The organism is Streptomyces sp. NPDC051207 (assembly GCF_040682395.1).
Lineage (GTDB): Bacteria > Actinomycetota > Actinomycetes > Streptomycetales > Streptomycetaceae > Streptomyces.
Genome location: NZ_JBFBAX010000022.1, coordinates 102,919 through 128,021, shown reverse-complemented (window position 1 = coordinate 128,021; position 25,103 = coordinate 102,919). Strand labels below are relative to the sequence as shown.

Below are 25,103 nucleotides of genomic sequence, written 5' to 3'. Positions count from 1 at the left end.
GGCCCGGCGGTACCGGACCACACCGCACACCCCGCGCCCGCGGCGCGGGGCCCCGCCCCGGGCGGCCGGCCGGGCCGCCGGGGGGGCGCCGCCCCCCCCCCGGCGCCCCCCCCGCCACCGGTCCGCTACCGGTGGCGGATGTGCAGGTGGTTGTCGTGGTTCGGGTAGCTCGTGGTCAGGCCCTCCGAGACCAGCTGGGGGTCCCGACTGCCAGGTGATGCGGCCCCCCGTGCACTGCGCGGAGTCGGTGCGGACCGGCCACACGGGAGTGTGGCGCCACAGCCCTGGCGTGTCCACCGGGTCACCATCCGCCACTGGACCAGATTTCCGGCACCCCGGTACGGCGGACGAGCATGCCCTGTCACCGCCCGAGCACGCAGCGAGGTGACTCTTCCGCCCTACCGGGACTCGTGTGACACTGTCGTCCCGTCCGCAGTGCGGACCCCTCCGCACCATCCGTTCCCCCTGAGAAGTGCGCCGTGCGTTCTCTTCCTCTGCCGCTCGCCCTGACCGCGCGCCTGTCCCCGGTGGCCGTGCTCGCCGTCGCGGGCTGGGCGCTGTCGTCCGGCCCGCTCGCCGCGACACCTGCCGCCGAGCGGACGCCGGGCGAGGCGGCCGTCCCGCAGTCCCCGTCGGCGTCCGCGCCCACGGCGGCGGCCGAGTCCAAGACGTACAGCGCCGCCCCGGCACCGTGCTCCGCCGTGGCCAAGAAGACGATCAAGTCGCTGGTGCCGGGCGCCAAGACGGGCGGCAAGGAAATCCCGTCCACGGACGCGGAACGGCGCCGCACCTGCTCCTGGAACGCCCTCAAGGGCTACGAGTACCGCTGGCTCGACGTCTCCTTCGAGGTCACGGCGTCGGACGAGAAGGCGGAGAAGGCGTACCGGCAGCACACCTCGGAGAAGAACGGCGGCGGCACGGTGCCCGGTCTCGGAGACGAGGCCTACTCGGTGGTGAACCTCGTCACCGAGGACGGGCAGCAGACCCGTGAGGGCACGGTCGTGGTCCGCGCGTCCAACGCCCTGGTGGTCGTCACGTACAACGGCAGCGACTTCGAGACCAAGAAGGCGCCCGCGACGGACGAGATCAACAAGGGCGCCATCAAGGCCGCGAAGGACGCGGTGGCCGCGCTGCAGAACGGCTAGGCCCCGCCCCGCCCGGTGATGCGCGCCGCGGCTCAGATCTCGGTACGGCCCCTCCCCCGCGTCAGCATCAGCGCGAGGTACAGCAGCATCGAGGTGCCGAGGCCCACCGCCCAGCCGTAGTCCGCCAGGCCGGCCAGGGCCGGGATCGGCCGTCCGTCGACCAGCGGGTGGAAGTCGGCGCCGCCGATGGCGAGGACACCGCCGGCGGCGAACGCGACGACGGCACGCCAGTTCCAGCCGCCCCCGTACCAGTAGCGGCCGCCCGTGCGGTACAGGTCCACGAGGTCGAGCCGGGTGCGGCGCAGGATCCAGTAGTCGGCGACCAGGATCCCGGCGACCGTGCCGAGCAGGCCGCCGACCAGGCCGAGCCACGTGAAGATGTAGCCCTGCGGGTCGGAGTACAGCTTCCACGGGAAGATCAGCACGGCGAGGACACAGGTGATGAGCGCGCCGGCCCGGAAACTCACCTTGCGCGGCGCGACGTTGGAGAAGTCGAACGCCGGGGAGACGAGGTTGGCCGCGATGTTCACGGAGAGGGTGGCGACGAGGACGGTCACCAGCGCGAACAGCAGCCCGACGGTGTTGTCGGTCTTCGCGGCGAGCTTGACCGGGTCCCAGATGGCCTCACCGTAGACGGCCTGTGAACCGGAGGTGACCATCACGGACAGGAACGCGAACAGCGTCATGGTGGTCGGCAGGCCGAGCGCCTGCCCCCACGTCTGCGCCTTCTGGCTCTTGCCGTACCGGGTGAAGTCGGGAATGTTCAGGGACAGCGTGGACCAGAAGCCGATCATGCCCATGAGCGCCGGGGCGAACAGCGTCCAGAAGTCCGCGCCCCAGCCCAGCCTGGACGGCTGGTCGAACAGCGGGCCGAAGCCGCCGGCCTTCTCGCTCATCCACCACAGCATCACGAACGCGCCGACGAGCACGAAGGGCGCCGCCCAGTTCTCGAAGCGGCGGATCGTCTCCATGCCCCGGTAGATGATGGCGACCTGGATCGCCCAGAAGATCGCGAACGACAGCCACATGGTCCAGGCGTAGCCGCCGAACTGCGCCGCGTTCGTCCAGCCGTCGCCGATCAGCTTGCCCGCGAGGAAGTAGATCGCCTCGCCGCCGATCCAGGTCTGGATGCCGAACCAGCCGCACGCCACCAGCGCCCGGACGACCGCGGGCAGGTTGGCGCCGCGAACGCCGAACGCGGCGCGGGCGAACACCGGGAAGGGAATGCCGTACTTGGGTCCGGCGTGCCCGGTCAGCAGCATCGGGACGAGCACGATCACGTTGGCCAGGGCGATGGTGAGCACCGCCTGCTTCCAGTCCATGCCGACGGCGATCAGGCCGGAGGCCAGGGTCCAGGAGGCCGTGTTGTGGGCCATGCCGATCCACAGCGCGGAGAAGTTGTACGTGGTCCAGGTGCGCTTGCGGGCCGGGACCGGAAGCAGGTCCTCGTTGGCGTAGGGGCCGCTGGGCTGCGGGGCGTCGGGCGCGATCTCCACCCGCCCGTCGGCGAGGGTGACCTGGGTGGTGGGCGGTATGGCCGTGGGAGCGGTGTCGGTCATGGGCGGGCCAATCAATGAGGTGGGCCGGGGAAAGACCGTGCGGGCTCCCCGGCCCTGTCCGGGGGAGGACGGGCAGGGCCGGGGCGACGAGGGGCGGGGAGTGGGGGCCGGGAGAAGGGGGACGGCAGGGGGCTCGCGCGGGCCGCCGCCGGCCGGCGACGCGTCCGGCCCGGGTCAGGCGTTGACGGCGGGGATGATCTTCTGGCCGTAGGCGTCGATGACGGTCTCCTGCGCGTCGTGCATGTCGTACACGGCGAACTGGTCGACGCCCAGTTCCCGCAGGGCCGTGAGCTTCTCGATGTGCTTCTCGGGCGGGCCGATGACGCAGAACCGGTCGACGATCTCGTCCGGCACGAACCGCGTGTCGGGGTTTCCGCTGCGCCCGTGGTGGGAGTAGTCGTAGCCCTGGCGTGCCTTGATGTAGTCGGTGAGTTCGCGGGGTACCTGGGCGGAGTGCTCACCGTACTTGGCGACCAGGTCGGCGACGTGGTTGCCGACCATGCCGCCGAACCAGCGGCACTGGTCGCGGGCGTGCGCGAGCGCCTCGGGCGAGTCGTCCTCGGTGACGTAGGCGGGCGCGGCGACGCAGATCGTCACGGCGGAGGGGTCGCGGCCGGCGGCCACCGCGGCGTCCTTGACGGCCCTGACCATGTACTCGGTCAGATAGAGGTCGGACAGCTGGAGGATGAACCCGTCGGCCTCCTCGCCGGTCATCTTCAGCGCCTTCGGACCGTACGCGGCCATCCACACGGGGAGTTCGGCGCCGGGTCCGATCCAGGGGAACGTGACGACGGTGCCGCCGAGGTCGGCCTCCTCGCCCCGGGCGAGCGCCCGGATCACCTTCATCGCCTCGCTGATCCGGGCGAGGGTGTTGGGTTTGCGGCCGGCGACGCGCATGGCGGAGTCGCCGCGGCCGATGCCGCACACGGTGCGGTTGCCGAACATGTCGTTGAGGGTGGCGAAGGTGGAGGCGGTGACCTCCCAGGTGCGGGTGCCCGGGTTGGTCACCATCGGGCCGACCTTCAGTCTCGTGGTGTTGGCGAGGATCTGGCTGTAGATCACGAACGGCTCCTGCCACAGCACGGCGGAGTCGAAGGTCCAGCCGTGCGTGAAGCCGTTGCGCTCGGCGCGCTGCATCAGGCTGACCACCCGCGAGGCCGGCGGGTCGGTCTGCAGGACGAGTCCGAAGTCCATGGGCGCTCCTCCTAGGTGAGGTACTGGCAGGTGGAGCGGGGCGTGTAGACGCCGTGACCGGCCCGGCCGGTGTACTCCCGCTCGGTGATGACGGGTTCGCCGCGCGACAGGACGGTCTCGACGTGGCCGGTGACCCGGCGGCCCTCGTACGCCGAGTAGTCGACGTTCATGTGGTGGGTGCCGGCCGAGATGACCTGTTCGGCGTGCGGGTCGTAGATCACGACGTCGGCGTCGGCGCCGGGCGCGAGGGTGCCCTTCTTCGGGTACATGCCGAACATCCGGGCCGGGGTGGCGCAGGCGATCTCGATCCACCTGCGGCGGGAGATGTGCCCGTCGACGACGGCCTGGTGGAGCAGGTCCATGCGGTTCTCGACGCCCGGCAGACCGTTGGGGATCTTGGAGAAGTCGCCGCGGCCCAGTTCCTTCTGGCCGGTGAAGCAGAACGGGCAGTGGTCCGTCGACACCACCTGGAGGTCGTTGGTGCGCAGGCCCTTCCACAGCTGTGCCTGGTGGTGGCGGGGCCGCAGCGGCGTCGAGCACACGTACTTGGCGCCCTCGAAGTCCGGCTCGGCGAGGTTGTCCGTGGACAGGAAGAGGTACTGCGGGCAGGTCTCCCCGAAGACGTTCAGTCCTTCGTCGCGGGCCCGGGCCAGCTCGGCGACCGCCTCCATGGCGGAGACGTGCACCACGTACAGCGGGGCCCCGGCGACCTGCGCGAGCCTGATGGCGCGGTGGGTGGCCTCGGCCTCCAGCAGTGCCTTGCGGACCTCGCCGTGGTGGCGGGGGTCGGTCTCGCCGCGGGCGAGGGCCTGCTCCACGAGCACGTCGATGGCGATGCCGTTCTCGGCGTGCATCATGATCAGGCCGCCGTTGTCGGCGGAGCGCTGCATCGCGCGCAGGATCTGCCCGTCGTCGCTGTAGAAGACGCCCGGGTAGGCCATGAACTGCTTGAAGGACGTGACGCCTTCCTCGACCAGCAGGTCCATCTCCTTGAGCGTCTCCTGGTTCACGTCGGAGACGATCATGTGGAAGCCGTAGTCGACGGCGCAGTTGCCCTCGGCCTTGGCGTGCCAGGCGTCCAGGCCCTCGCGCAGGCTGTGCCCGACGCTCTGCACGGCGAAATCCACGATCGTGGTGGTGCCGCCCCAGGCGGCGGCGCGGGTGCCGGTCTCGAAGGTGTCGGAGGCGAAGGTGCCGCCGAACGGCAGCTCCATGTGGGTGTGGACGTCCACGCCGCCCGGGATGACGTACTTCCCGGTGGCGTCGATGGTCCGCCCGGCCGCGAAGGCCGCGGCGGCCGGGGTGCCGGACGCGGCGAGGGCGGCGATGCGGCCGTCCTCGATCAGGACGTCGGCGTGGATCTCGTCGGACGCGGTGACCACCAGGCCGCCGCGGATGACTGTACGGGTCATCGGTCGCTCCTCACCGTGTGCAGGTACCGGTTGTCGATGCCTCTCGCGCCCGTGCGGCGGCAGCCGTGTGCCGGGCGGGGCCCCGCGCCCCTCAGAGGTCCGTCAGCGGGCCGTACGCGCCGGGTGCGCGGTCCCGGTAGAACTGCCAGCGGTCGCGGACCTCGCGCAGCTTGGCCATGTCCAGGTCCCGGACGACGAGTTCGGTCTCCTTGTCGCTCGCCGGCTCGCCCACGAACTGGGCCTCCGGGTCCACGAAGTAGGAGGTGCCGTAGAAGTCGTTGTCGCCGTACTCCTCGACGCCGACCCGGTTGATGGCGCCGACGAAGTACTCGTTGGCGACGGCCGCCGCCGGCTGCTCCAGCTGCCACAGGTAGCCGGACAGGCCGCGGGAGGTCGCCGACGGGTTGAACACGATCTCGGCGCCCGCGAGACCCAGCGCCCGCCAGCCCTCCGGGAAGTGGCGGTCGTAGCAGATGTAGACGCCGATGCGGCCGACGGCGGTGTCGAAGACGGGCCAGCCGCTGTTGCCGGGGCGGAAGTAGAACTTCTCCCAGAAGCCCCGCACCTGCGGGATGTGCGTCTTGCGGTACTTGCCGAGGTAGGAGCCGTCCGCGTCGATGACGGCCGCGGTGTTGTAGAGGACCCCGGGCTGCTCCTCCTCGTACATCGGCAGGACGAGGACGATGCCCAGTTCCCGGGCGAGCGCCCGGAACCGCTGGACGACGGGGCCTGCGGGGATCTGCTCGGCGTACTCGTAGAACGCGGCGTCCTGCACCTGGCAGAAGTACGGGCCGTAGAACAGCTCCTGGAAGCACAGCACTTGGGCGCCCTGCGCGGCCGCGTCGCGCGCCGCCTGCTCGTGGACCTGGATCATGGATTCCTTGTCGCCGGTCCAGGCTGTCTGGAAGACGGCGGCACGGATCACTCGGCTCATCGGGACCTCCGGTCACGGGATGTCCGGCGAGCCTAGGAAGTCCGAAAGCGTGCTCTGAGTGGCACGGTGTCACGTCTGCGGGTGTGCGGCGTGTCACCGTGTCACCTTGTGCCCGGCTCATGTTTCACCGCCGTTTTCCCTGGTCGTGGCATGTTTCACCGCTGTTGCGCGTCGTGCGCGAGGAGCGCGATGTGCACGGACGCGGCCTGCTCGAAGTCGTCGAGGTCGACGCCGAGCCTGGCCTGTATGGCCTCCAGGCGGCGGTAGAGCGCGGGCCGGGAGACGTGGTGGAGCTGCGCGGTGCGGGACTTGTTGCGGCCGGTCGCCAGGTACGTCCGCAGCACGGCCAGCAGGTCCTCGTCCGGCCCGCACAGCAGCCCGTCCAGCTCCCGCTCCGCGAAGGACTGCACGTGCGGGTCGTCCCGCAACAGCCGGATCAGGCCCCGCAGATGGACATCCTTGAGGCGTACCACGGGCGGCAGGTCGAGCACGGCCGGGGAGTCGGCGACGGCCGCCGCGACATGCCGCGCCTCGCGCAGCCCGGCGGGTACGTCGTCCCAGGCGACCCGGGGGTCGGCGGCGGCCACGACCGGGGCGGGCGCCCGCTGTCCGGAGCGCAGCCGGGCCGCGAAGTGCGCGGTGAGCGCCTCGGCGTCCTGGTCGCGGGCGAGGCTGAGCAGCACGGCGGTCGCCCCGTCGGCGAGTTCGGCCACCAACCCCGACAGGCCCAGCAGGCGCAGGACGCGGTCGAGTTGGGCCGGGGTGCGGTCGCGGACGGCGAGCGGGACGAACGCCCGGCGGTTCACCGGCAGCCCGGCCGCCCGGGCCCGCGGCAGCAGCTGCCGTGCCGACACGACACCGCTGACGAGGTCGGTGAGCAGGCTCTGCGCGGACTGCTCCTCCCAGCTGGCCGCCGCGCTGCCGCCGAGCATGCGGTGCAGGACGAGGGCCTCGGCGGCCCGGTCGGCGAGCAGCCGTCCGGTGGTGCTGTCGCCGCGGTGACCGCACAGCACGAGGCGGCCCCAGCGTTCGCCGCGCCCGGCGAGTTCGGCGCGGATCCAGCCGTCGCCGGCGCTGCCGCCGGCCTGCCGGGCGATGCGGTCCCAGTCGCGCAGCACGTCGTCCACGGCGGGCCGCTCCCCCGCCGTGGCGAGGACGCGGTGGGCGAGGTTGGTGACGACGACGGGGCAGGCGCTGTGCCGGGCGACCTCGTCGAGCAGGCGCTGCAGCGGGGCGCCCGCGGTGATGAGCGCGGTCAGCTCGGTGCGGACGGCCTCGGAGAGGCTGACGGCGGCGAACTTCCGCCGCACCAGCCGGCACTGCACCTCCTCGGTCAGTTCCGCGAACGGGAACGGCCGGTGCAGCACCACCAGGGGCAGCCCGCACCGCTCGGCGGCGCGGCGCATCACGTCCGGCGGGGCGGGGAAGGCCCGGCCGAGCCCCAGGACGACGGCCGAGGCCTCGGCGCGGTGCAGGGAGCGGATGTACTCGGCCTGCTTCTCCTCGTCCCCGGCGAGCAGCACACCGGTCGTCAGCACCATTTCGCCGCCGCTGAGCATCACGCCGACGTCGGCGGCCTCGGCGACGTGCACCCAGCGCACCGGCCGGTCGAGCTGGCCGGCGCCGGCCACCACCTCCGGTTCCCCGGCCAGGACGCGTTCCAGCGTGAGCACCTGCCGCACCGACAGGGCGGGTTCCAGGGGCTCCCAGGGCTGCGAGGCGGTGGTCATGGCAGGTGATTCCCTCGCTCGGTGGTGCGTGCTACGGGAGGCTTCTCAGCGCGCGTTCGAGGATCGCGGCGCCTTCCTCGGCCTCCGCGACGGTCAGCGACAGCGGCGGGGCGATCCGCAGGGCGCTGGTGTTGTGGCCGCCGCCCTTGCCGATGAGGAGCCCGGCGTCGCGGGCGGCCTCCAGCACGGCCGAGACGGCCCTCGGGTCGGCCTCGTCGGTGCCGGGCTCCGTCAGCTCGATGCCGATCATCAGGCCGCGTCCGCGCACTTCGCGTACCTGCGGAACCTGCGCGGCGGCCGAGCGGAGCCGCTCGATGAGCATGCCGCCGACGCGCCGGGCGTTGCCCTGGAGGTCGTGCTCCAGCAGGTGCGTGAGGTTGGCGAGGCCGGCCGCCATCGTGATCTGGGTGCCGCCGAACGTGGAGAGGGAGTTGGCGTTCAGGCAGTTCATGATCTCGGCGCGGGCGACGACTCCGCCGACGGACATGCCGTTGCCGATGCCCTTGGCGAAGGTGAGCATGTCCGGCGGGCCGTTGCGGCCGTGTGCCTGCCAGCCCCAGAAGTGGTCGCCGGTGCGGCCCCAGCCGGTCTGCACCTCGTCGGAGATCCACAGGATTCCGTGCGCGTCCAGCACCTCGCGGAACGCCGCGTACAGGCCGTCGGGCGGGGACGTGAAGCCGCCGACGCCCTGCACCGGCTCGGCGATCAGCGCGGCAGGCGGCCGGGTGTGGCCGAGCAGGTCCTCGAGGTCCTCGACGCAGGCCGCGACGAATTCGGCGTCGCCGAGCTGCGCGTAGGGGCCCCGGCTGCGGACGCCGCCGTGCACGTACAGCGTCTGGAGCGGGGACAGCGAGGTCGGGGACCAGCCGCGGTTGCCGGTGATGCCGACGGAGCTGAAGGAGCGGCCGTGGTAGCTGTTGCGCATGGCCAGGACGGTGTTGCTGCGCCGGTACGTGGTGGCGAGCAGCAGCGCGGTGTCGTTGGCCTCGGTGCCGGAGGTCGTGAAGAAGACCCGGGCGTCGGGGATGCCGCTGAGCTGGGCGATGCGCTCGGCGAGTTCGACCATCGGCCGGTTCAGGTACAGCGTGGACGAGTGGACGATCCGGCCGGCCTGCTCACCGACCGCCTTGGTGACCTCGGGCAGGGCGTGCGCGGTCAGCGTGGTGAGGATGCCGCCGAAGAAGTCGAGGTAGCGGTTGCCTTCGGAGTCCCACACGTAGCGGCCCTCGCCGTGCGTGATCTCCAGGGGCTCGTCGTAGTAGAGGGCGAGCCAGTCGGGCAGGACGGACCGGTGGCGGCCCAGCAGGTCCCGGTTCACGGCCGCACCAGCCCCTCGTACGCGTCGGGCCGGCGGTCCCGGTAGAACGCCCACTGCCGGCGGACCTCCTCGACCAGGTCGAAGTCGAGGTCGCGCACCACCAGCTCCTCCTCGCTGTCGCTGGCGACGTCCCCGACGAACTGGCCGCGCGGGTCGACGAAGTACGACGTGCCGTAGAAGTCGTTGTCGCCGTACTCCTCCCGGCCGACGCGGTTGATCGCGGCGACGAAGTACTCGTTGGCGACGGCCGCGGCGGGCTGCTCCAGCTGCCACAGGTGGGACGACAGACCGCGGTGGGTCGCCGACGGGTTGTAGACCAACTGGGCGCCGCCGAGGCCCAGTTGGCGCCAGCCCTCCGGGAAGTGGCGGTCGTAGCAGATGTAGACGCCGACCTTGCCGACGGCCGTGTCGAAGACGGGCCAGCCGGCGTTGCCCGGCCGGAAGTAGTACTTCTCCCAGAAGCCCTTGACCTGCGGGATGTGGTGCTTGCGGTACTTGCCGAGGTAGCTGCCGTCGGCATCGATCACGGCGGCGGTGTTGTAGTAGAAGCCGGACTTCTCGATCTCGAAGACCGGCGCGACGACCACCATGCCGGTCTCCCGCGCGAGCGCCCGCATCCGGGTCACGGTCGGCCCGTCCGGCACCGGCTCCGCCCAGCGGTAGTGCTCCGGCTCCTGGACCTGGCAGAAGTACGGCGCGTTGAAGACTTCCTGGAACCCGATCACCGTGGCGCCCCGCCGGGCGGCCTCACGGGCGTGCTCCTCGTGTTTCGCCACCATGGACTCGGTGTCGCCGGTCCAGGTGGCCTGGACCAGAGCGGCGCGTACGACGTTGGCCATGAGCTGCTCCTTCGACGGGACGTCAGAGCCTCTACGCCCGTAGAGCAGGGCCGTAGAGGCTCGAACGTAAGCCTCCGGGACGGGCTTGCCAAGACCATCGCCGTCAACCCGCGCGGTCCGGCGCGTTTCACACTCCGGTGGGCGAGCCGCGCCGCCGGTCAGGTGGCGTGCCCCGCGATGCGCAACGCGTGCACGAGGTCCCGGTACCGCTCGTCCGAGACGCCTCGGGCGGCCTCCAGCAGCAACGGTACGAGGGTTCCGGGGTCCGGGTCGACGCCGCGGGCGGACTCCTCCGGGGTGCGCATCCGGACGTTGGCGTCGAGCAGCGCCCGCACCTCGCGCCGCGAGGCCGCCTCCCACTGGAGCGTCCAGTCCGCGAACCCCCCGCGCACCTCCGGGGAGTTGATCCACCGTCATCGACCGTCTCCCGCCCGACTGGAGCACTCCGGTCGGTAGCGAACACCAACCGTGTCACAGCGTCGCTACGCGGAGTTCTCCAGGGGAGACCTCGGCGCGCGCGCACCGCCCGGCGAGCTCGTCCATCGACAGGCCGAGCGCCCGGGCGAGCGCGGCGACCGTGAAGAACGCCGGTGTCGGCGCCCGCCCGGTCTCGATCTTGCGGAGCGTCTCGGCGGAGATGCCGGCGCTCGCCGCGATCGCCGCCATGCTGCGCTCGCCGCGCGCCTCACGGAGCAGCCGCCCGAGCCGCTCGCCGCGTTCGCGTTCTTCCGGGGTCAAGGGGGTACGCACCATGCTCACCATTCTAATACCGGTATAGTAATTGGCATGGTTGAGCTGAAGACAGACACATCGATCGACGCGATGCACGCCGCGGGCCAGGTCGTCGGGCAGGCGCTGACAGCCGTACGGCGCGCCGCCGACGTGGGGGTTTCCCTGCTGGAGCTGGAGCGGGTGGCGCGCGAGGTGCTGAAAGGGGCGGGCGCCTCGTCACCGTTCCTCGGCTACCGGCCCTCCTTCGCGCCCACCCCGTTCCCGGCGGTGATCTGCGCGTCCGTGAACGACGCGATCGTGCACGGCATCCCGACCACGTACCGGCTGCGTGACGGCGACCTGCTCTCGGTCGACTGCGGGGCGGAGCTGGACGGCTGGGCCGGCGACTCGGCCATCAGCTTCACGGTGGGCAGACCGCGCGCGTCGGACGTCCGGCTGATCGAGACGGCGGAGCGGGCCCTGGCGGCGGGCATCGAGGCCGCCGTGGTGGGCTGCCGCATCGGCGACATCGCGCACGCGATCGGCTCGGTGTGCCGGGCGGCGGGCTACGGCGTACCGCAGGGCTTCGGCGGGCACGGCGTGGGCCGCCGTATGCACGAGGACCCGCCGGTCCCGAACGAGGGCCGCCCCGGCCGCGGCATGCGGCTGCGGCACGGCATGGTCCTGGCGATCGAGCCGATGCTGATCGCCGGCGGCACGGACGGCTTTCACGCGGCCCCCGACGGCTGGACCCTGCGCACCGACGACGGCTCCCGGGCGGCCCACGTGGAACACACGGTGGCCATCACGGACGGGGGTCCGAGGATCCTGACGGCACGGCAGCCGCTCCAGGAGGGACCCGGTGCCGCGCCACGGTCCCCCGCACCCTGAAATGCCCCCATCCCCCAACCGTGCCAAGGTGAGTAAGAACTCGCCCCCCGGTGTACCCGGCGTAGGAAAGCGGCGGCAGCGCACCGCACGTCGAGAGGGAACGGAACGCCAATGACCAGCGGCTTCACACCCGAGGGCTTCGGCTCGGACCCCTTCGGAGAATTCCTCGCCCGCTTCTTCGGCGGCCCACGGCCCCGGCAGATCGACCTGGGCCGGCTGCTCAGCCAGCCGGCCCGGGAGCTGGTGCGCGGCGCCGCCCAGTACGCCGCCGAGCACGGCAGCCGGGACCTGGACACGGAGCACCTGCTGCGGGCGGCCCTGGCCGCGGAGCCCACCCGCAGCCTGCTCAGCCGGGCCGGCGCGGACCCCGACTCGCTCGCGTCGGAGATCGACGAGCGGTCCGGCCCGGTCCAGTACGCGCCGGGCGAGGCACCGCCCCCGACCTCCCTGTCGCTCACGCCGGCCGTCAAGCGTGCCCTGCTGGACGCGCACGAGCTGGCCCGCACCAGCGGCACCGGGTACATCGGCCCGGAGCACGTGCTCAGCGCCCTGGCCGCGAACCCGGACTCGGCCGCCGGGCACATCCTGAACGCGGCCCGGTTCGCGGCGTCCGGCATGCCGCCCGAGGTGCCGGAGGCGGCCCCGCCGCGCGCCGAGCGGCCCCGCCTGACGTCGACGCCGACGCTGGACAAGTACGGCCGGGACCTCACCGAGCTGGCCCGGGAGGGCCGGATCGATCCGGTGATCGGGCGCGACCAGGAGATCGAGCAGACCGTGGAGGTGCTCTCCCGGCGCGGCAAGAACAACCCGGTGCTCATCGGCGACGCGGGCGTCGGCAAGACCGCCATCGTGGAAGGGCTGGCGCAGCGCATCGCGGACGGTGACGTGCCCGACATACTGAGCGGCCGCCGGGTGGTCACCCTCGACCTGACCGGCGTCGTCGCGGGCACCCGCTACCGGGGCGACTTCGAGGAACGGCTGAACACCATCGTCGGCGAGATCAGCGAGCACTCCGACCGTTTGATCATCTTCATCGACGAGCTGCACACCGTCGTCGGCGCGGGCGGCGGCGGGGAGGGCGGCGGCTCGATGGACGCCGGCAACATCCTCAAGCCCGCCCTGGCCCGCGGCGAGCTGCACATCGTGGGGGCCACGACGCTGGAGGAGTACCGGCGCATCGAGAAGGACGCGGCGCTGGCCCGCCGCTTCCAGCCGATCCTGGTGCCCGAGCCGACCACGGCCGACGCGCTGGAGATCCTGCGCGGCCTCGCGGACCGCTACGAGGCCCACCACCAGGTCCGCTACACCGACGAGGCGCTGGTCGCGGCCGTGGAGCTGTCCGACCGCTATCTCACCGACCGGCGGCTGCCGGACAAGGCGATCGACCTGATCGACCAGGCCGGTGCCCGGGTGCGGCTGCGGGCCCGGACCAAGGGCACGGACGTACGGGCCATGGAGCGCGAGGTCGAGCAGCTGGTGCGGGACAAGGACCAGGCGGTCGCCGACGAGAGTTACGAGCAGGCCACGCAGTTGCGGGACCGGATCGTCGAGCTGAAGACGCGGATCGCCGAGCTGGCCGGCGGCGGCGAGGCCGACGAGGGCCTGAACCTGGTGGTGGACGCCGAGGCCGTCGCCGAGGTGGTGTCCCGGCAGACCGGCATCCCGGTGAGCAGCCTGACCGAGGAGGAGAAGGACCGCCTGCTCGGCCTGGAGCAGCATCTGCACGAGCGGGTCGTCGGGCAGGACGAGGCGGTCCGGGTCGTCGCGGACGCGGTGCTGCGCTCCCGCGCGGGCCTGGCCAGCCCCGACCGGCCCATCGGCAGCTTCCTGTTCCTCGGCCCGACCGGTGTCGGCAAGACGGAGCTGGCGCGGGCGCTCGCCCAGGCGCTGTTCGGCAGCGAGGACCGCATGGTCCGCCTCGACATGAGCGAGTACCAGGAGCGGCACACGGTGAGCCGGCTGGTCGGCGCCCCGCCCGGTTACGTCGGGCACGAGGAGGCCGGGCAGCTCACCGAGGTGGTGCGGCGCCACCCGTACTCGCTGCTCCTGCTGGACGAGGTGGAGAAGGCGCACCCGGACGTGTTCAACATCCTGCTCCAGGTGCTGGACGACGGCCGGCTGACCGACTCGCAGGGCCGGACCGTGGACTTCACCAACACGGTCATCGTGATGACGAGCAACCTCGGCTCCGAGGCGATCACCCGGCGCGGCGGCACCCTGGGCTTCGCGGCGGGCGGCGCCGAGGCGGACGAGGAGGCGCGGCGCGAGCACGTGCTGCGCCCGCTGCGGGAGCACTTCCGGCCCGAGTTCCTCAACCGCATCGACGAGATCGTGGTCTTCCGCCAGCTGACGGGCGAGCAGTTGCACACCATCACCGAGCTGCTGCTGGAGCGGACGCGCCGCATGCTGCACGCGCAGAGCATCACGGCCGAGTTCACGGACGCGGCCGTCGACTGGCTGGCCGAGCGGGGCTTCGCCCCCGAGTACGGGGCCCGGCCGCTGCGCCGCACGATCCAGCGCGAGGTCGACAACCACCTGTCCCGTCTGCTTCTCGACGGGAGCGTCTCGGAGGGCGACCGGCTCACCGTGGACGTGGCCGACGGCCGGCTGGACTTCCGTACGAACCGGCCGGCCGCGTCGGTGTGACGCGGCCGGCCGGCACGGTCCCCTGGGTGGTCAGCGCGCCGGGCGCACCACCATCGCGGAGCCGCCGCCGCGCCGGGTCTTCTCGGCCGCGGCCAGCCACCTGCCGTCGGGCAGGCGCTGCACGCCCGTGGCGGCGCCGATCTCGGGGTTGGCGCGGAAGGAGTGCCCGATCGCCTCCAGTCCGGTCCGCACGGCGGCGGGCAGGCCGGGTTCGAGTTCGGTCTGGGCCGCGTTGCGCTGGCTGGCGCGCGGGGCGGCGATCGCGTCGACCAGCGGCAGACCGCGGTCCAGGAACCCGGTGAGCGTCTGCAGCACGGTGGTGATGATGGTTGCGCCGCCGGGCGAGCCGAGCGCCACGACGGGCTTGCCGTGCCGGTCCAGCACGATCGTCGGCGAGATGGAGGAGCGCGGGCGCTTGCCGGGCCCGGGCAGGTTCGGGTCGTGGACGGCCGGGTTGGCCGGGGCGAAGGAGAAGTCGGTCAGCTCGTTGTTGAGGAGGAACCCGCGGCCGGGCACGGTGATGCCGCTGCCGCCGGTCTGCTCGATGGTGAGCGTGTAGGCGACGACGTTGCCCCATTTGTCGGCGGTCGTCAGGTGCGTGGTGCTGTCGCCCTCGTACGTCGTCGGGGCCGGCGTGCCGCCCGCGGCGCAGTCGGCGGGGTTGCGCGGGTCGCCCGGTGCGACGGGGCTGGTGAGCACCGCGTCGTCCTTGATGAGGCAGGCGCGCGAGTCGGCGTACCGCTGGGACAGCAGCTCCCTCGCCGGTACGTCCTCGAAGGCGGGATCGCCGACCCAGCGGCCCCGGTCCGCGAACGCGATGCGGCTGGCCTCGATGAAGCGGTGCAGGTACCGCACGTCGCTCGCGCGGGAGAGGTCGGTGTTCTCCAGGATGTTGAGGGCCTCGCCCACGGTGGTGCCGCCGGAGGAGGACGGCGCGATGGAGTGGACGCCGAGGCCGCGGTACGTGGTCCTGGTGGGTGCCTGGACCTTGGCGCGGTAGGCGGCGAGGTCCTCGGCGGTGAGGTCGCCGGGGCGGGCGTTCCAGCCGGACGCGGGGTCGACGGGCGGTTCGTTCACCGTGTCGACGACGTCCTCGCCGATGTCGCCGCGGTAGAGGGCGCCGACGCCCTCGCGGCCCAGTTCGGCGTAGGTGCGGGCCAGGTCGGGGTTGGTGAAGGTGGAGCCGACGGCGGGCAGTTCGCCGCCCGGCAGAAACAGCTCGGCGGTGTCGGGGAAGTGCCGGAAGCGGGTCTCGTTGGCGGCGGTCTGCGCGCGGAAGGTCGCGTCCACGGTGAAGCCCTCGCGGGCGATCCGCTCGGCCGGCCTCAGCACGCTGCCCAGCCGCTTGCTGCCCCACTTGTCGAGGGCCTTCTGCCAGGTGGCGGGCGTGCCCGGGGTGCCGACGGCGAGGCCGCTGCTGACGGCCTCGGCGAACGGGACCGGCCTGCCGTTCTCCAGGAACAGGTCGGGCCCGGCGGTCAGGGGCGCGGTCTCGCGGCCGTCGATGGTCCGCACGGTGCGGGACTTGGCGTCGTAGTGGACGAAGTAGCCGCCTCCGCCGATGCCGGCCGAGTAGGGCTCGGTGACGCCGAGCGCGGCGGCCGTGGCGACGGCGGCGTCGACGGCGTTGCCGCCCTTGCGGAGGATCTCGATGCCGGCGGCGGAGGCGTCCGGGTCGACGCTGGCGACCGCGCCGCCGTAGCCGACGGCCACCGGTGTCTTGGGGGGCGTCCGGGCGGCGGTGCCGGGCGGCGCCGCGGCCCCCACCGACACCACGGCGGCCGAGACCGCCAGGACCGTCAGTTTCCGAGCGACTGGGCGACGCATGCGCACCTCCGGGAAAAGGCAGTCCGGGCAGCCTAGTTCACCCACCGTCGCCCCGTCAGGGCCACCGGGCCCGTGGGGCGCCCCCGGGTCGAACACGGGTTTGCCGTCGCCCGCTACCATGCGCGCCCATGACGGACGACGTGCGCAACATCGTGCTGGGCGTGGTGGCCGCGGGCATCAGCGCCGCGCTGGGCTGGATCGCCCGTACGTACCTCTGGAGGCGGAAGCTGCGCCGCAAGCAGGCCTTCTTCGGGCTGCCGGAGAACTCCGAGTCGGTGCTCGTCGTCAACCGCGACCCCGCGTCCCCGGAACAGGCCGTGCACCGGATCGACGTGTTCGCGCTGCTGGAACTGTCCGCGCTGATCAAGGACTGCGGCGCGCACCTCCAGGTCCTCACGCAGGACACGGTCCATCAGGGCTTCGGGGAGCGCACCGAGTTCTGCCTGGGCGGCCCCGCCTCCAACCGGCGGATGATGGCCCACATGGCGGCGATGCTGCCCGGTGTGCGGGTCAACGTGGACCCCGAACCCGGCCCGGACCGGGGCGCCTTCCAGATCGGCGGCGAGCGCTACCGCATGGAGCCGGGCATCACCGAGTACGTGCTGCTGGCCCGGCTCACCGCCGGTGACCGACGTGAGACGCGGCCGGTGTTCCTGTTCTGCGGCCAGCGCGCGGTCACCAACCAGGCGGCGACCCGCTATCTGGCCCGCAACCACGAGCGGCTGGCCCGCACGTACGGCTCGGGCTCCTTCGTGCTGCTGCTGAAGGTGGTCAACTCGCAGGCGTACGGCCCGGACGTCGTGGAGCTCGTCGGGGACGTGACCCGTGCGGCGCAGTCACCGCTGCCCGCGACGGCGCGGCCGGGCTCGCACCGGGCGTCGTGAGCACGGCCGTTGTACGGGCTTCCTGAACAGGGTCGGGCGCCGGGCGTCCTGAGCGCGGTCGTCGCACCGGGCGTCCTGCCGTGACCGGGCCCGCCCGGCGGTGTTCGTGACCGAGGAGAGCGGCCCCCGTCGCGCAGGTGGGCGACGGGGTGCCGCTCGGCCTCGGCGAGCCGGTCGGCCCCGGTCGTCGACACGGCCGCCCCGCTCTGCCTCGAGCACTGCCCGTCCGGTGCGCAGCTGACCTTCTCCTCGCCGTGAACGCCCCGTGGTCCGGGTCGCGTCCACCGCGCGAGCAGTGATCTCCGGCTGCCGCCGGGCGGGCCTGGCTCATGTGAACTGCTGCCCCCTTCGGTCGAGGGGCCGTGAGGGTGTCCCTCACCCGGCAGCAGTGTCCCCGGTCCGGCCGCGGTGGTCCCGCGGCCTCGGTCGTCCCGCAGGCGGTGGACGGGACCGGTGGGACCGTCCCCGCTCCCGCCGCCGTCTCCGGGACGAAGGACCCATCGTAGACGAGGGGTGCCGGAGCGGTCCGGTCCCCCGGGGGAACATGGCGCGCGGCGTCCGCACGCCGGTCAGTGTGTGAGGATCTTGGAGAGGAAGTCCTTGGCGCGGTCGCTGCTCGGGTTGGTGAAGAACTCGTCCGGGCTGCGGTCCTCGACGATCCGGCCGTCGGCCATGAAGACGACGCGGTTGGCTGCGGACCGGGCGAAGCCCATCTCGTGGGTGACGACGACCATGGTCATGCCCTCGCGGGCGAGTTGCCGCATCACCTCCAGCACCTCGTTGATCATCTCGGGGTCGAGGGCCGAGGTCGGTTCGTCGAACAGCATCGCCTTGGGTTCCATGGCGAGCGCGCGGGCGATCGCCACGCGCTGCTGCTGCCCGCCGGACAGCTGTGCCGGGAACTTGTCCGCCTGGTCGGCGACTCCGACCCGGTCGAGGATCTCGCGGGAGCGCCGGTCGGCGTCCTCCTTCTTGCGCCCGCGGACCTTGACCTGCCCCAGGGACACGTTCTGCAGGACGGTCTTGTGGGCGAACAGGTTGAAGGACTGGAAGACCATGCCGACGTCGGCACGCAGCCGGGCCAGGGCCTTCCCCTCGTCGGGAAGCGGCTGCCCGTCGAGCAGGATCGTCCCGGACTCGACGGTCTCCAGCCGGTTGATGGCCCGGCACAGCGTCGACTTCCCCGACCCCGAGGGGCCGATGACCACGACCACTTCCCCTCTGCCGACGGTGAGGTCGATGTCCTGCAGGACATGCAGCTCTCCGAAGTGCTTGTTGACGTCACGCAGCTCGATCAGCGGATCGACGGCCATGCTCAGCCCTACTCACTCTCAGCTGTGTGGTGGTGGCCGCAACGTATCCAGGCAAGATCCACGTCGCGGTGCGACACGCACCGGTCGGCCATTAGCCGTATTTACGTCGCAGCTCTACGGTACGGCGGCGGCCGGGGGTTCACGTCTCCGCGACCTCGGCGTACAGCTGCGACAGCTCGGGGACGCCGCTGGCGGCCCACTCGTGCCCGTAGTCCACGACGTCGAACTCGCGGCCCGAGGCGAGCCGTACGACGGGCTGGCCGTCGGTGCGGATCTCCCAGGCGGCGCCCGGTACGGTGCGGACGATCACCGTGCCCAGGTACAGCCCGGCGTCGTTGCCGAGCCAGGACAGCACCTCCTCGTCGTCCCGCCAGCGCGGGACCAGTTGGTCGAGCGCCTCCAGCGAGGCGGCCGAGTCGTCGAGCCGGACGCTCTCCCGGGACGCCAGGGAGCGCAGCAGTTCACACTCGGCGAGGAGGTCGGCGATGCCCGCGGGGTCGGGGACCCCCGGCTTCGCGCGCCGGCCCAGGAAAGGGATGTTCATCCCTCCAGCGTGTCATTCGTACCGGCGAACGCACCACAGGCGCGCGGCGTCCGCTTTTCCGGCGCCCGGGTGGCGCGGGAGGCGGTTTCGGGCCTGCTTCGGCGACTTCGCGCATGGTGCGTTGACTGGTCACGGGGGTCTCTCTAGCTTCACGGTGCGGCGTGCGCCGCGTCGTGCTGTGCCGCACCGCGAGCGGCGGGAACGGGAGGAGCGGCCGTGCGCCGAGGTCTGTGGGGTTCCGCGGTCGTTCTCGGACTGCTGACGGTGCTCGGGCAGGGGACCGCCGCGCAGGCCGCCCCGCCGCAGGGATCCGTGCCGCTCCCGCTGGAGCAGCTGTTCGACAACGCGGCCGTCAGTGACGACGCCCGGCCGGGCGAGGCGGACTTCGACGGTTTGGGCGCCTCCCTGTCGGCGCGGGACCTCGCGGCGGCGGGCTGGACGCCCGGCCGCGCCCTCGATGTGCAGGGCGCCCGTCTGACCTGGCCGCGGCGGCAGCCGGGCGAGGCGGACAACGTGCGGGCCGCGGGGCAGGAGGTGCGGGTCGCGGGGCGCGGTGACGCGCTCGCGTTCCTCGTCGCGGGCACGGCCGGCGGCGAGGTGGGCGGCTCCGGCACGGTCTCCTACGCGGACGGCGGCCGTTCCGCCTACCGGCTGACCGCGCCCGACTGGCGCACCGGCCCGCTCGCCACGAAGGCGGTGGCCCTGCCGCACGTCAACACGCCGGACGGCCGACTCGCCGAGCGCGCCCGGCTGTACGTGGTGACGGTACCGCTCGATCCCGGTCGGCAGGTCACCTCGGTAGGGCTGCCCGACGCGCCCGCGCTGCATGTGTTCGCGCTGTCGGTACGGGCCGGCTCGGCGGGCTGGACGGGCAGTTGGGCGGCGTCGACGGGCGGTCGTCCGGCGGTGGGGCCGTGGACCGACCGGACGCTGCGGCTGGTGGTGCACACCTCGGCGGGCGGCCCCCGGGTGCGGGTGCGGTTCGACAACACCTTCGCCGGGGCGCCGGTGCGGATCGGCGGCGCGACGGTCGCGGTGCAGGCGAGCGGCGCCGCCCCGAGCCGGGCGCCGGTGCCGCTGGCCTTCCGGGGTTCGGCGGGCGTGGAGATCCCGGCCGGGGCGCAGGCGTACAGCGATCCCCTGGACTTCGTGGTGCCCGCCGACACGAATCTGCTGGTGAGCTTCCACCTGCCGGGGCCGGTGCCCGCGGCGCCGCTGCACCGGCTCGCGGCGCAGCGGTCGTATCTGAGCGCGCCGGGCGACCACACGGCCGACGCGTCGGCCGCGCCGTTCACATCGGTGCTGACCAGCTGGCCGCTGCTGACCGGTGTGGACGTGGGCGGCGGTCCGGGGTCGGTGGTCGCGCTGGGCGACTCGATCACCGACGGGGAACGGTCCACCACGGACGCCAACCGGCGCTGGCCGAACGTGCTCGCCACCCGGCTGCTCGGCCAGCACACCGTCCCCCGCTACGGCGTGCTCAACCAGGGCATCTCCGGCAACCGCGTCCTCAGCGACCGCTACCCCGGCGACGGGGTCTCCACCGACACGGCCGGGGTCAGCGCCCTGCACCGCCTGGACCGGGACGTGTTCGCGCAGACGTCGGCCCGTACGGTCGTCGTCTTCGAGGGCGTCAACGACCTGCGCTGGGGCGCGTCCGCGCAGGACGTCGTCGCGGGCCTGCGGCAGATCGCGGACCGGGCGCACGCGCGCGGGCTGCGGGTGCTGGCGGCGACGATCGCGCCGTGCGAGGGCGAGGCACGCTGCACCGCCGCCGTCGACGCCGAACGGGCCGCCGTGAACACCTGGATCAGGGACACCGGCGCGTACGACGGCGTGCTCGACTTCGACGCGGTGCTGCGGGACCCGGAGCACCCGGCGCGCATCCTCCCGGCGTACGACAGCGGGGACCATCTGCACCCGGGCGACGCGGGGCTCGCCGCGCTGGCCGGGTCGGTGGACCTGCGGCTGCTCGCGGGCTGACCGGCGCGCGGGTCACACGTCCTGCGGGTCACACGTCCTGTACGTCGAGGTCGACGACGACCGGCGCGTGGTCCGAGGCGCCCTTGCCCTTGCGCTCCTCACGGTCGACGTAGGCGTCCTTGACGGCCTTGGCGAACGGTTCGTTGCCGTACACCAGGTCGATGCGCATGCCGCGGTTCTTCGGGAAGCACAGCTGGCGGTAGTCCCAGTAGGTGAACGGGTGCTCGTACTTCAGGGGCCGCGGCACCACGTCGGACAGGCCGGCCTCGCGCAGCGAGGCCAGGGCGGCGCGCTCGGCCGGGGTGACGTGGGTGGCTCCCGCGAAGGCGGTCACGTCGTGGACGTCGTCGTCCGTCGGCGCCACGTTGTAGTCGCCGAGGACGGCGAACGGGCGGCTGCCGGCCGCGTCGCCCGCGACGGCGGCGCGCAGCGCCTCGAGCCACTGGAGCTTGTACGCGTAGTGCGGGTGGTCCACCTCGCGGCCGTTCGGCACGTAGACCGACCAGACGCGGACCGGGCCGCAGGTCGCGGAGAGGGCGCGGGGCTCCACCGAGCCGTCGAACCCGGGGTCGCCGGGCAGGCCCTTGACGACGTCCTCGATGCCGACGCGGGAGAGCACCGCCACGCCGTTCCACCGGCCGGTGGCGTGGACCGCCGCCTCGTAGCCCAGCTCGCGCAGCGGCTCGAAGGGGAACTGCTCCTCGGCGACCTTGGCCTCCTGGAGGCACAGCACGTCCGTGCCGCTGCTCTCCAGCCAGGCCAGGAGCCTCGGCAGGCGGGCGGTGATCGAGTTCACGTTCCAGGTCGCGATGCGCATGCCTCACAACCTACCGGGCGGGTCCGACATCCCCGCCCGGCCCCGTTTCCGGCACCGATGCGGGCCGGTATGCGCCTATACGTCCGTGGAGGTGCCCGGCGTGAGACGGGTGTGGTCCGCGCCGCCGAGGCTGCCCAGGTGCCGGTCGTAGATCGGGCGGGCCAGGTCGGTCAGGAGCGCGTCGTGGATGTCGTGGACGCGCCGCGGACGGACCTCGCGGACGTACTCGATGACCTCGGCGATCTTGTTCCAGGGGGCGTGGACGGGCGCGAGCAGGGTCTCCACCGGGTGTCCGGGGACGGTGAGTGCGTCGCCGGGGTGGAAGACCTTGCCGCCGTCGATCAGATAGCCGACGTTGGTGACGCGCGGCAGGTCGGGGTGGATCACCGCGTGCAGTTCGCCGTGCACCTGGACGTCGAATCCGGCGGCGGTGAAGGTGTCGCCGTGGCCGACGACGTGCACCCGGCCCGGGAACGCCGGGGAGATCTTGTCCGCGACGGCCCTGAGGGTCCAGATCTGCGCCGCCGGGTTGTCCTCCATGGCGGCGCGCAACCGGAACTCGTCGAAGTGGTCGGGGTGCTCGTGGGTGACGAGGACGGCGTCCGCGCCGAGCGCGGCGTCCTCCTCGCTGAATCCCCCGGGGTCCAGGACGAGCGTCTGCCCGTCCTTCTCGAGACGGATGCAGGCGTGCGACTTCTTCGTGAGCTTCATCGCCCCATCCTGTCGCGCCGCCACCGCGGACGCTCAGACCTGCGGGGTGGTCTCCTCGCGGATGACCTGCTGGGCCACCTTGAACGCACTGTTCGCGGCCGGTACGCCGCAGTACACCGCCGCCTGCAGCAGCACCTCCTTGATCTCGTCCGGGGTGAGGCCGTTGCGCAGGGCGGCCCTGACGTGGAAGGCCAGCTCCTCCAGGTGCCCGCCGGCGACCAGGGCGGTGAGGGTGACGCAGCTGCGCGAGCGCCGGTCCAGGCCCGGTCGGTCCCAGATCTCGCCCCAGGCGTAGCGGGTGATGAACTCCTGGAAGTCCCCGGAGAAGTCGTCGGCCTGCTGCAGCGCCCGGTCGACGTGCGCGTCGCCGAGCACCTCGCGGCGGACCTTGAGCCCGGCCTCGTACGGGTCCGTCCGGCCCTGCTGCGGCGGTGCGGCGGCCGGGGCGATCTCGGCGATCGGCGCCTGCTGCGGCGGCACCGCGGCCAGCACGGGCTTGACGGGCGCGGCCGGGATGGCGATCTGGCCGGTGCCGTGGTCGTAGGCGGGCTGCCAGGCGGTGGAGAAGTGCCGGACCAGCAGATCGGTGACGGCGGCGGGCTGCTCGACCGGCACCAGGTGGGAGGCGCCGGGCACGACGGCGAGCCGCGCGTCGGGGATGCCGGCGACCAGGGTGCGGGCCTCGGCGGGGCCGGTGACCTGGTCCTCCGAGCCGACGAGGACGAGCGTCGGCACGCCCACCCGGGCCAGCTCGGAGCGCACGTCGAACGAGGCGAGCGCCTCGCACGCGGCGATGTAGCACCCCGGGTCGGTGGTGCGGACCATCTGCACGGCCCACTCGGTGATCGCGGGCTGGGCAGCGGCGAACCCGCTGGTGAACCACCGGTCCGGGGAGGTGCGGGCGATCGGGTCGAGCCCGTTGGTCCGTACGATCACGCCGCGCCGGCGGAACTCGTCGGCCGTGCCGAAGCGGGGCGAGGCGGCGATCAGCGCGAGGGAGGCGAGCCGCTCGGGATGCCGCAGCGCCAGCTCTACGCCCACCGCGCCGCCGAACGCGCAGCCCGCGTAGCCGAACCGCGTGACGCCGAGCCCGTCGAGCGTGGCCAGCAGCCGGGCGGTGAGATCGGCGACGGAACCCGCCGGGTACGCGGGCGCACCGCCGTGCCCGGGCAGGTCGAACCGGAAGACCCGCCACTGCTTGGTCAGCTCGGGGACCTGGCGGTCCCACATGTGCCATGTGGTACCGAGGGACGGTCCCAAGATCAGGACAGGAGCGTCTTCTGGCCCGTCAAAGCGGTATTGCAGGGCGTTCGGGGGTGTCTCACTCACGCCCCAGACTCTCTCACGTATCACGGAATCCGACGCGGCCGGGGGAACCGGCGGCTTGATGCACCCGCGACTCGACGCGTCGAGCACCGCCGACAGCCTCGTCGATCGAGTCTGAGCCTCTCAGCGTGACGCGCGCCCCTGACGCAGCGTGGCCTGCTAGCCGCGCTCTTGCCCGGTCCTCACGTCGACGCGCTGCTTTCCTTCATCAGCACAGCTGCCAGCTGTCCGAGTTTGCAGCAAGCATATGGTGCCGTCCCGAAGGTCGAGACGACGCAGCGGGAAACCTTTCGAGCCCCTCCGGGCAGCACCTGATAACCACCCCTTGGGATACGCCGCCGAACTCAGGCGCGTCCCTCCGCCTCACCATGTAGGCCATCCCATGTGGTGGCGGCTTCGCGGAGGTCTTCCACGTCTGGCTTCACATACCACTTCTTCGTGGTCTTCACGTTCGTGTGCCCGGCCCACCGGGCGAAGATGTGATCCCGCACGCCGTTGTCGGCAAGGAAAGTGAGGCAGGAGGCACGAGCGTCGTAGAGACGTACTCTGCGCAGGCCAAGGACCTCCATGAGCCGGTACGCGCGCCTGCGGAGCTGCTTGATCATGAAAGCCTCCCCGGTCTCGTGCACCACAACGTACCCGGAGTCCGAGTAAGCCTCACCGAGGACGAGCTTCTCCTTGGCCTGGAGAGCCTTGAAGTCCTGAGGGCCATCAGTACTGGACCCGGCAAAGGAAGATCACGTTCTCCGGCCATGGACTTGGTGTCCTTTTCCACGACGCATCGATTCCCCATCATCGTCCGGGTATTGGCTATGGTGATCTTGGCATTGTCCAAGTCGACATCCTCCCACGAAGTCCGCAGACTTCAGCGGGACGCAGACCCATGAGGGACAGCAGAAGGGGAGCATAGAGCCGTTCCGTCCTGACGCCGTGAATGAACATCTGGACTTCCTGGACGTTCCACGGCTTCACCTCCTGCTTCTTCTTCCGGTCCTCCTTGCGCGCCCTACGCGGAATTGTGACGTGCTGGGCCACATTCATGGTCAGCAGCCGTCGCGTCACTGCCCGATTCAAGGCATCCTTACATCACGCGAGGCTCATTTCCACACTGGTCACTCCGAGCGGTGTGCCAGCTTCTCCGCCGCGTGCGCTTCCATACCTCAACGCCCAATGAATCCACTCTTCTACGTCTTCCTCCGTGAGCTCTTGAAGCCGAATGTGGCCCAACTTCCCACGAACCCGATCCAAGGTAATCCGATAGTTGTAGATCGTGGTTTCTTCTAGATCATCCGCTTTCATGGCCAGCCACCGATCTAGCC

General features: G+C 72.1%; 22 protein-coding genes. 5 read left to right on the top strand and 17 right to left on the bottom strand.

Annotation, left to right across the window (positions count from 1 at the left end; all coding sequences use genetic code 11):
• Window positions 1-479: 479 nt before the first annotated feature.
• Window positions 480-1,145: a hypothetical protein gene (locus AB0M97_RS21715; protein ID WP_365962568.1), complete on the top strand. Its 666-nt coding sequence runs from the start codon at window positions 480-482 to the stop codon at window positions 1,143-1,145.
• 32 nt (window positions 1,146-1,177) lie between these two features.
• On the opposite strand, the gene AB0M97_RS21710 is transcribed toward AB0M97_RS21715, so the two are convergent.
• The 9 genes from AB0M97_RS21710 to AB0M97_RS21670 form a co-directional block, all read right to left on the bottom strand.
• The gene (locus AB0M97_RS21710) at window positions 1,178-2,704 is read right to left on the bottom strand and encodes an NCS1 family nucleobase:cation symporter-1 (RefSeq protein ID WP_365962567.1); all 1,527 of its coding nucleotides are present in this window, start codon (window positions 2,702-2,704) and stop codon (window positions 1,178-1,180) included.
• 174 nt (window positions 2,705-2,878) lie between these two features.
• Window positions 2,879-3,898, bottom strand: a complete 1,020-nt coding sequence (locus AB0M97_RS21705; RefSeq protein ID WP_365962566.1) for a TIGR03842 family LLM class F420-dependent oxidoreductase — start codon at window positions 3,896-3,898, stop codon at window positions 2,879-2,881.
• Between the two features lie 11 nt (window positions 3,899-3,909).
• A complete protein-coding gene (gene hydA, locus AB0M97_RS21700) occupies window positions 3,910-5,310 on the bottom strand; it encodes a dihydropyrimidinase (RefSeq protein ID WP_365962565.1) in 1,401 nt (466 codons plus the stop codon).
• A 91-nt stretch (window positions 5,311-5,401) separates the two neighbouring features.
• Window positions 5,402-6,244 (bottom strand): nitrilase-related carbon-nitrogen hydrolase, encoded by an 843-nt coding sequence (locus AB0M97_RS21695; protein ID WP_365962564.1) that lies wholly within the window; start codon window positions 6,242-6,244, stop codon window positions 5,402-5,404.
• Between the two features lie 155 nt (window positions 6,245-6,399).
• Window positions 6,400-7,974 carry a PucR family transcriptional regulator gene (locus AB0M97_RS21690; RefSeq protein WP_365962563.1) on the bottom strand — a complete coding sequence of 525 codons (1,575 nt, stop codon included), beginning with the start codon at window positions 7,972-7,974 and terminating at the stop codon, window positions 6,400-6,402.
• A gap of 31 nt (window positions 7,975-8,005) precedes the next feature.
• Window positions 8,006-9,292, bottom strand: a complete 1,287-nt coding sequence (locus AB0M97_RS21685; protein WP_365962562.1) for an aspartate aminotransferase family protein — start codon at window positions 9,290-9,292, stop codon at window positions 8,006-8,008.
• A complete protein-coding gene (locus tag AB0M97_RS21680) occupies window positions 9,289-10,131 on the bottom strand; it encodes a nitrilase-related carbon-nitrogen hydrolase (RefSeq protein WP_365962561.1) in 843 nt (280 codons plus the stop codon). The genes AB0M97_RS21685 and AB0M97_RS21680 overlap by 4 nt, the downstream gene beginning before the upstream one ends.
• A gap of 158 nt (window positions 10,132-10,289) precedes the next feature.
• The gene (locus AB0M97_RS21675; RefSeq protein ID WP_365962560.1) at window positions 10,290-10,523 is read right to left on the bottom strand and encodes a hypothetical protein; all 234 of its coding nucleotides are present in this window, start codon (window positions 10,521-10,523) and stop codon (window positions 10,290-10,292) included.
• 79 nt (window positions 10,524-10,602) lie between these two features.
• Entirely contained in the window at window positions 10,603-10,884 is a 282-nt protein-coding gene (locus tag AB0M97_RS21670) for a helix-turn-helix domain-containing protein (RefSeq protein ID WP_365962559.1), read from the bottom strand.
• A 33-nt stretch (window positions 10,885-10,917) separates the two neighbouring features.
• Between AB0M97_RS21670 and map the strand changes: the two genes are divergently transcribed.
• Both map and AB0M97_RS21660 read left to right on the top strand, forming a co-directional pair.
• The gene (gene map / locus AB0M97_RS21665; RefSeq protein WP_365962558.1) at window positions 10,918-11,733 is read left to right on the top strand and encodes a type I methionyl aminopeptidase; all 816 of its coding nucleotides are present in this window, start codon (window positions 10,918-10,920) and stop codon (window positions 11,731-11,733) included.
• A gap of 111 nt (window positions 11,734-11,844) precedes the next feature.
• On the top strand, window positions 11,845-14,379 hold the full coding sequence (locus AB0M97_RS21660) for an ATP-dependent Clp protease ATP-binding subunit (protein WP_365962557.1): 2,535 nt from the start codon (window positions 11,845-11,847) through the stop codon (window positions 14,377-14,379).
• A gap of 30 nt (window positions 14,380-14,409) precedes the next feature.
• Here AB0M97_RS21660 and ggt read toward each other — a convergent pair whose 3' ends face one another.
• Entirely contained in the window at window positions 14,410-16,206 is a 1,797-nt protein-coding gene (gene ggt / locus AB0M97_RS21655; RefSeq protein ID WP_365962556.1) for a gamma-glutamyltransferase, read from the bottom strand.
• 128 nt (window positions 16,207-16,334) lie between these two features.
• Here ggt and AB0M97_RS21650 point away from each other — a divergent pair, with 128 nt between their 5' ends.
• Window positions 16,335-17,090, top strand: coding sequence for a hypothetical protein (locus tag AB0M97_RS21650; protein WP_365962555.1), 756 nt, complete (start codon window positions 16,335-16,337; stop codon window positions 17,088-17,090).
• A gap of 569 nt (window positions 17,091-17,659) precedes the next feature.
• Here AB0M97_RS21650 and AB0M97_RS21645 read toward each other — a convergent pair.
• Window positions 17,660-18,403, bottom strand: coding sequence for an amino acid ABC transporter ATP-binding protein (locus AB0M97_RS21645; RefSeq protein ID WP_365962554.1), 744 nt, complete (start codon window positions 18,401-18,403; stop codon window positions 17,660-17,662).
• Window positions 18,404-18,542: 139 nt separating this feature from the next.
• Complete coding sequence (locus AB0M97_RS21640) at window positions 18,543-18,947, bottom strand: DUF6278 family protein (protein WP_365962553.1); 405 nt, start codon at window positions 18,945-18,947, stop codon at window positions 18,543-18,545.
• 216 nt (window positions 18,948-19,163) lie between these two features.
• On the opposite strand from AB0M97_RS21640, the gene AB0M97_RS21635 reads away from it, so the two are divergent.
• Window positions 19,164-20,930 carry an SGNH/GDSL hydrolase family protein gene (locus tag AB0M97_RS21635; RefSeq protein WP_365962551.1) on the top strand — a complete coding sequence of 589 codons (1,767 nt, stop codon included), beginning with the start codon at window positions 19,164-19,166 and terminating at the stop codon, window positions 20,928-20,930.
• A 28-nt stretch (window positions 20,931-20,958) separates the two neighbouring features.
• Here the strand turns inward: AB0M97_RS21635 and AB0M97_RS21630 are convergent, their stop codons facing one another.
• From AB0M97_RS21630 to AB0M97_RS21610, 5 genes are all read right to left on the bottom strand, one after another.
• Window positions 20,959-21,747, bottom strand: a complete 789-nt coding sequence (locus AB0M97_RS21630; protein ID WP_365962550.1) for an exodeoxyribonuclease III — start codon at window positions 21,745-21,747, stop codon at window positions 20,959-20,961.
• A gap of 75 nt (window positions 21,748-21,822) precedes the next feature.
• Window positions 21,823-22,458 (bottom strand): MBL fold metallo-hydrolase, encoded by a 636-nt coding sequence (locus AB0M97_RS21625; RefSeq protein WP_365962549.1) that lies wholly within the window; start codon window positions 22,456-22,458, stop codon window positions 21,823-21,825.
• Between the two features lie 33 nt (window positions 22,459-22,491).
• Complete coding sequence (pcaC, locus tag AB0M97_RS21620; RefSeq protein WP_365962548.1) at window positions 22,492-23,787, bottom strand: 4-carboxymuconolactone decarboxylase; 1,296 nt, start codon at window positions 23,785-23,787, stop codon at window positions 22,492-22,494.
• Window positions 23,788-24,128: 341 nt separating this feature from the next.
• A complete protein-coding gene (locus AB0M97_RS21615; protein ID WP_365962546.1) occupies window positions 24,129-24,389 on the bottom strand; it encodes a hypothetical protein in 261 nt (86 codons plus the stop codon).
• Window positions 24,390-24,870: 481 nt separating this feature from the next.
• Complete coding sequence (locus AB0M97_RS21610) at window positions 24,871-25,083, bottom strand: hypothetical protein (RefSeq protein ID WP_365962576.1); 213 nt, start codon at window positions 25,081-25,083, stop codon at window positions 24,871-24,873.
• Window positions 25,084-25,103 lie beyond the last annotated feature (20 nt).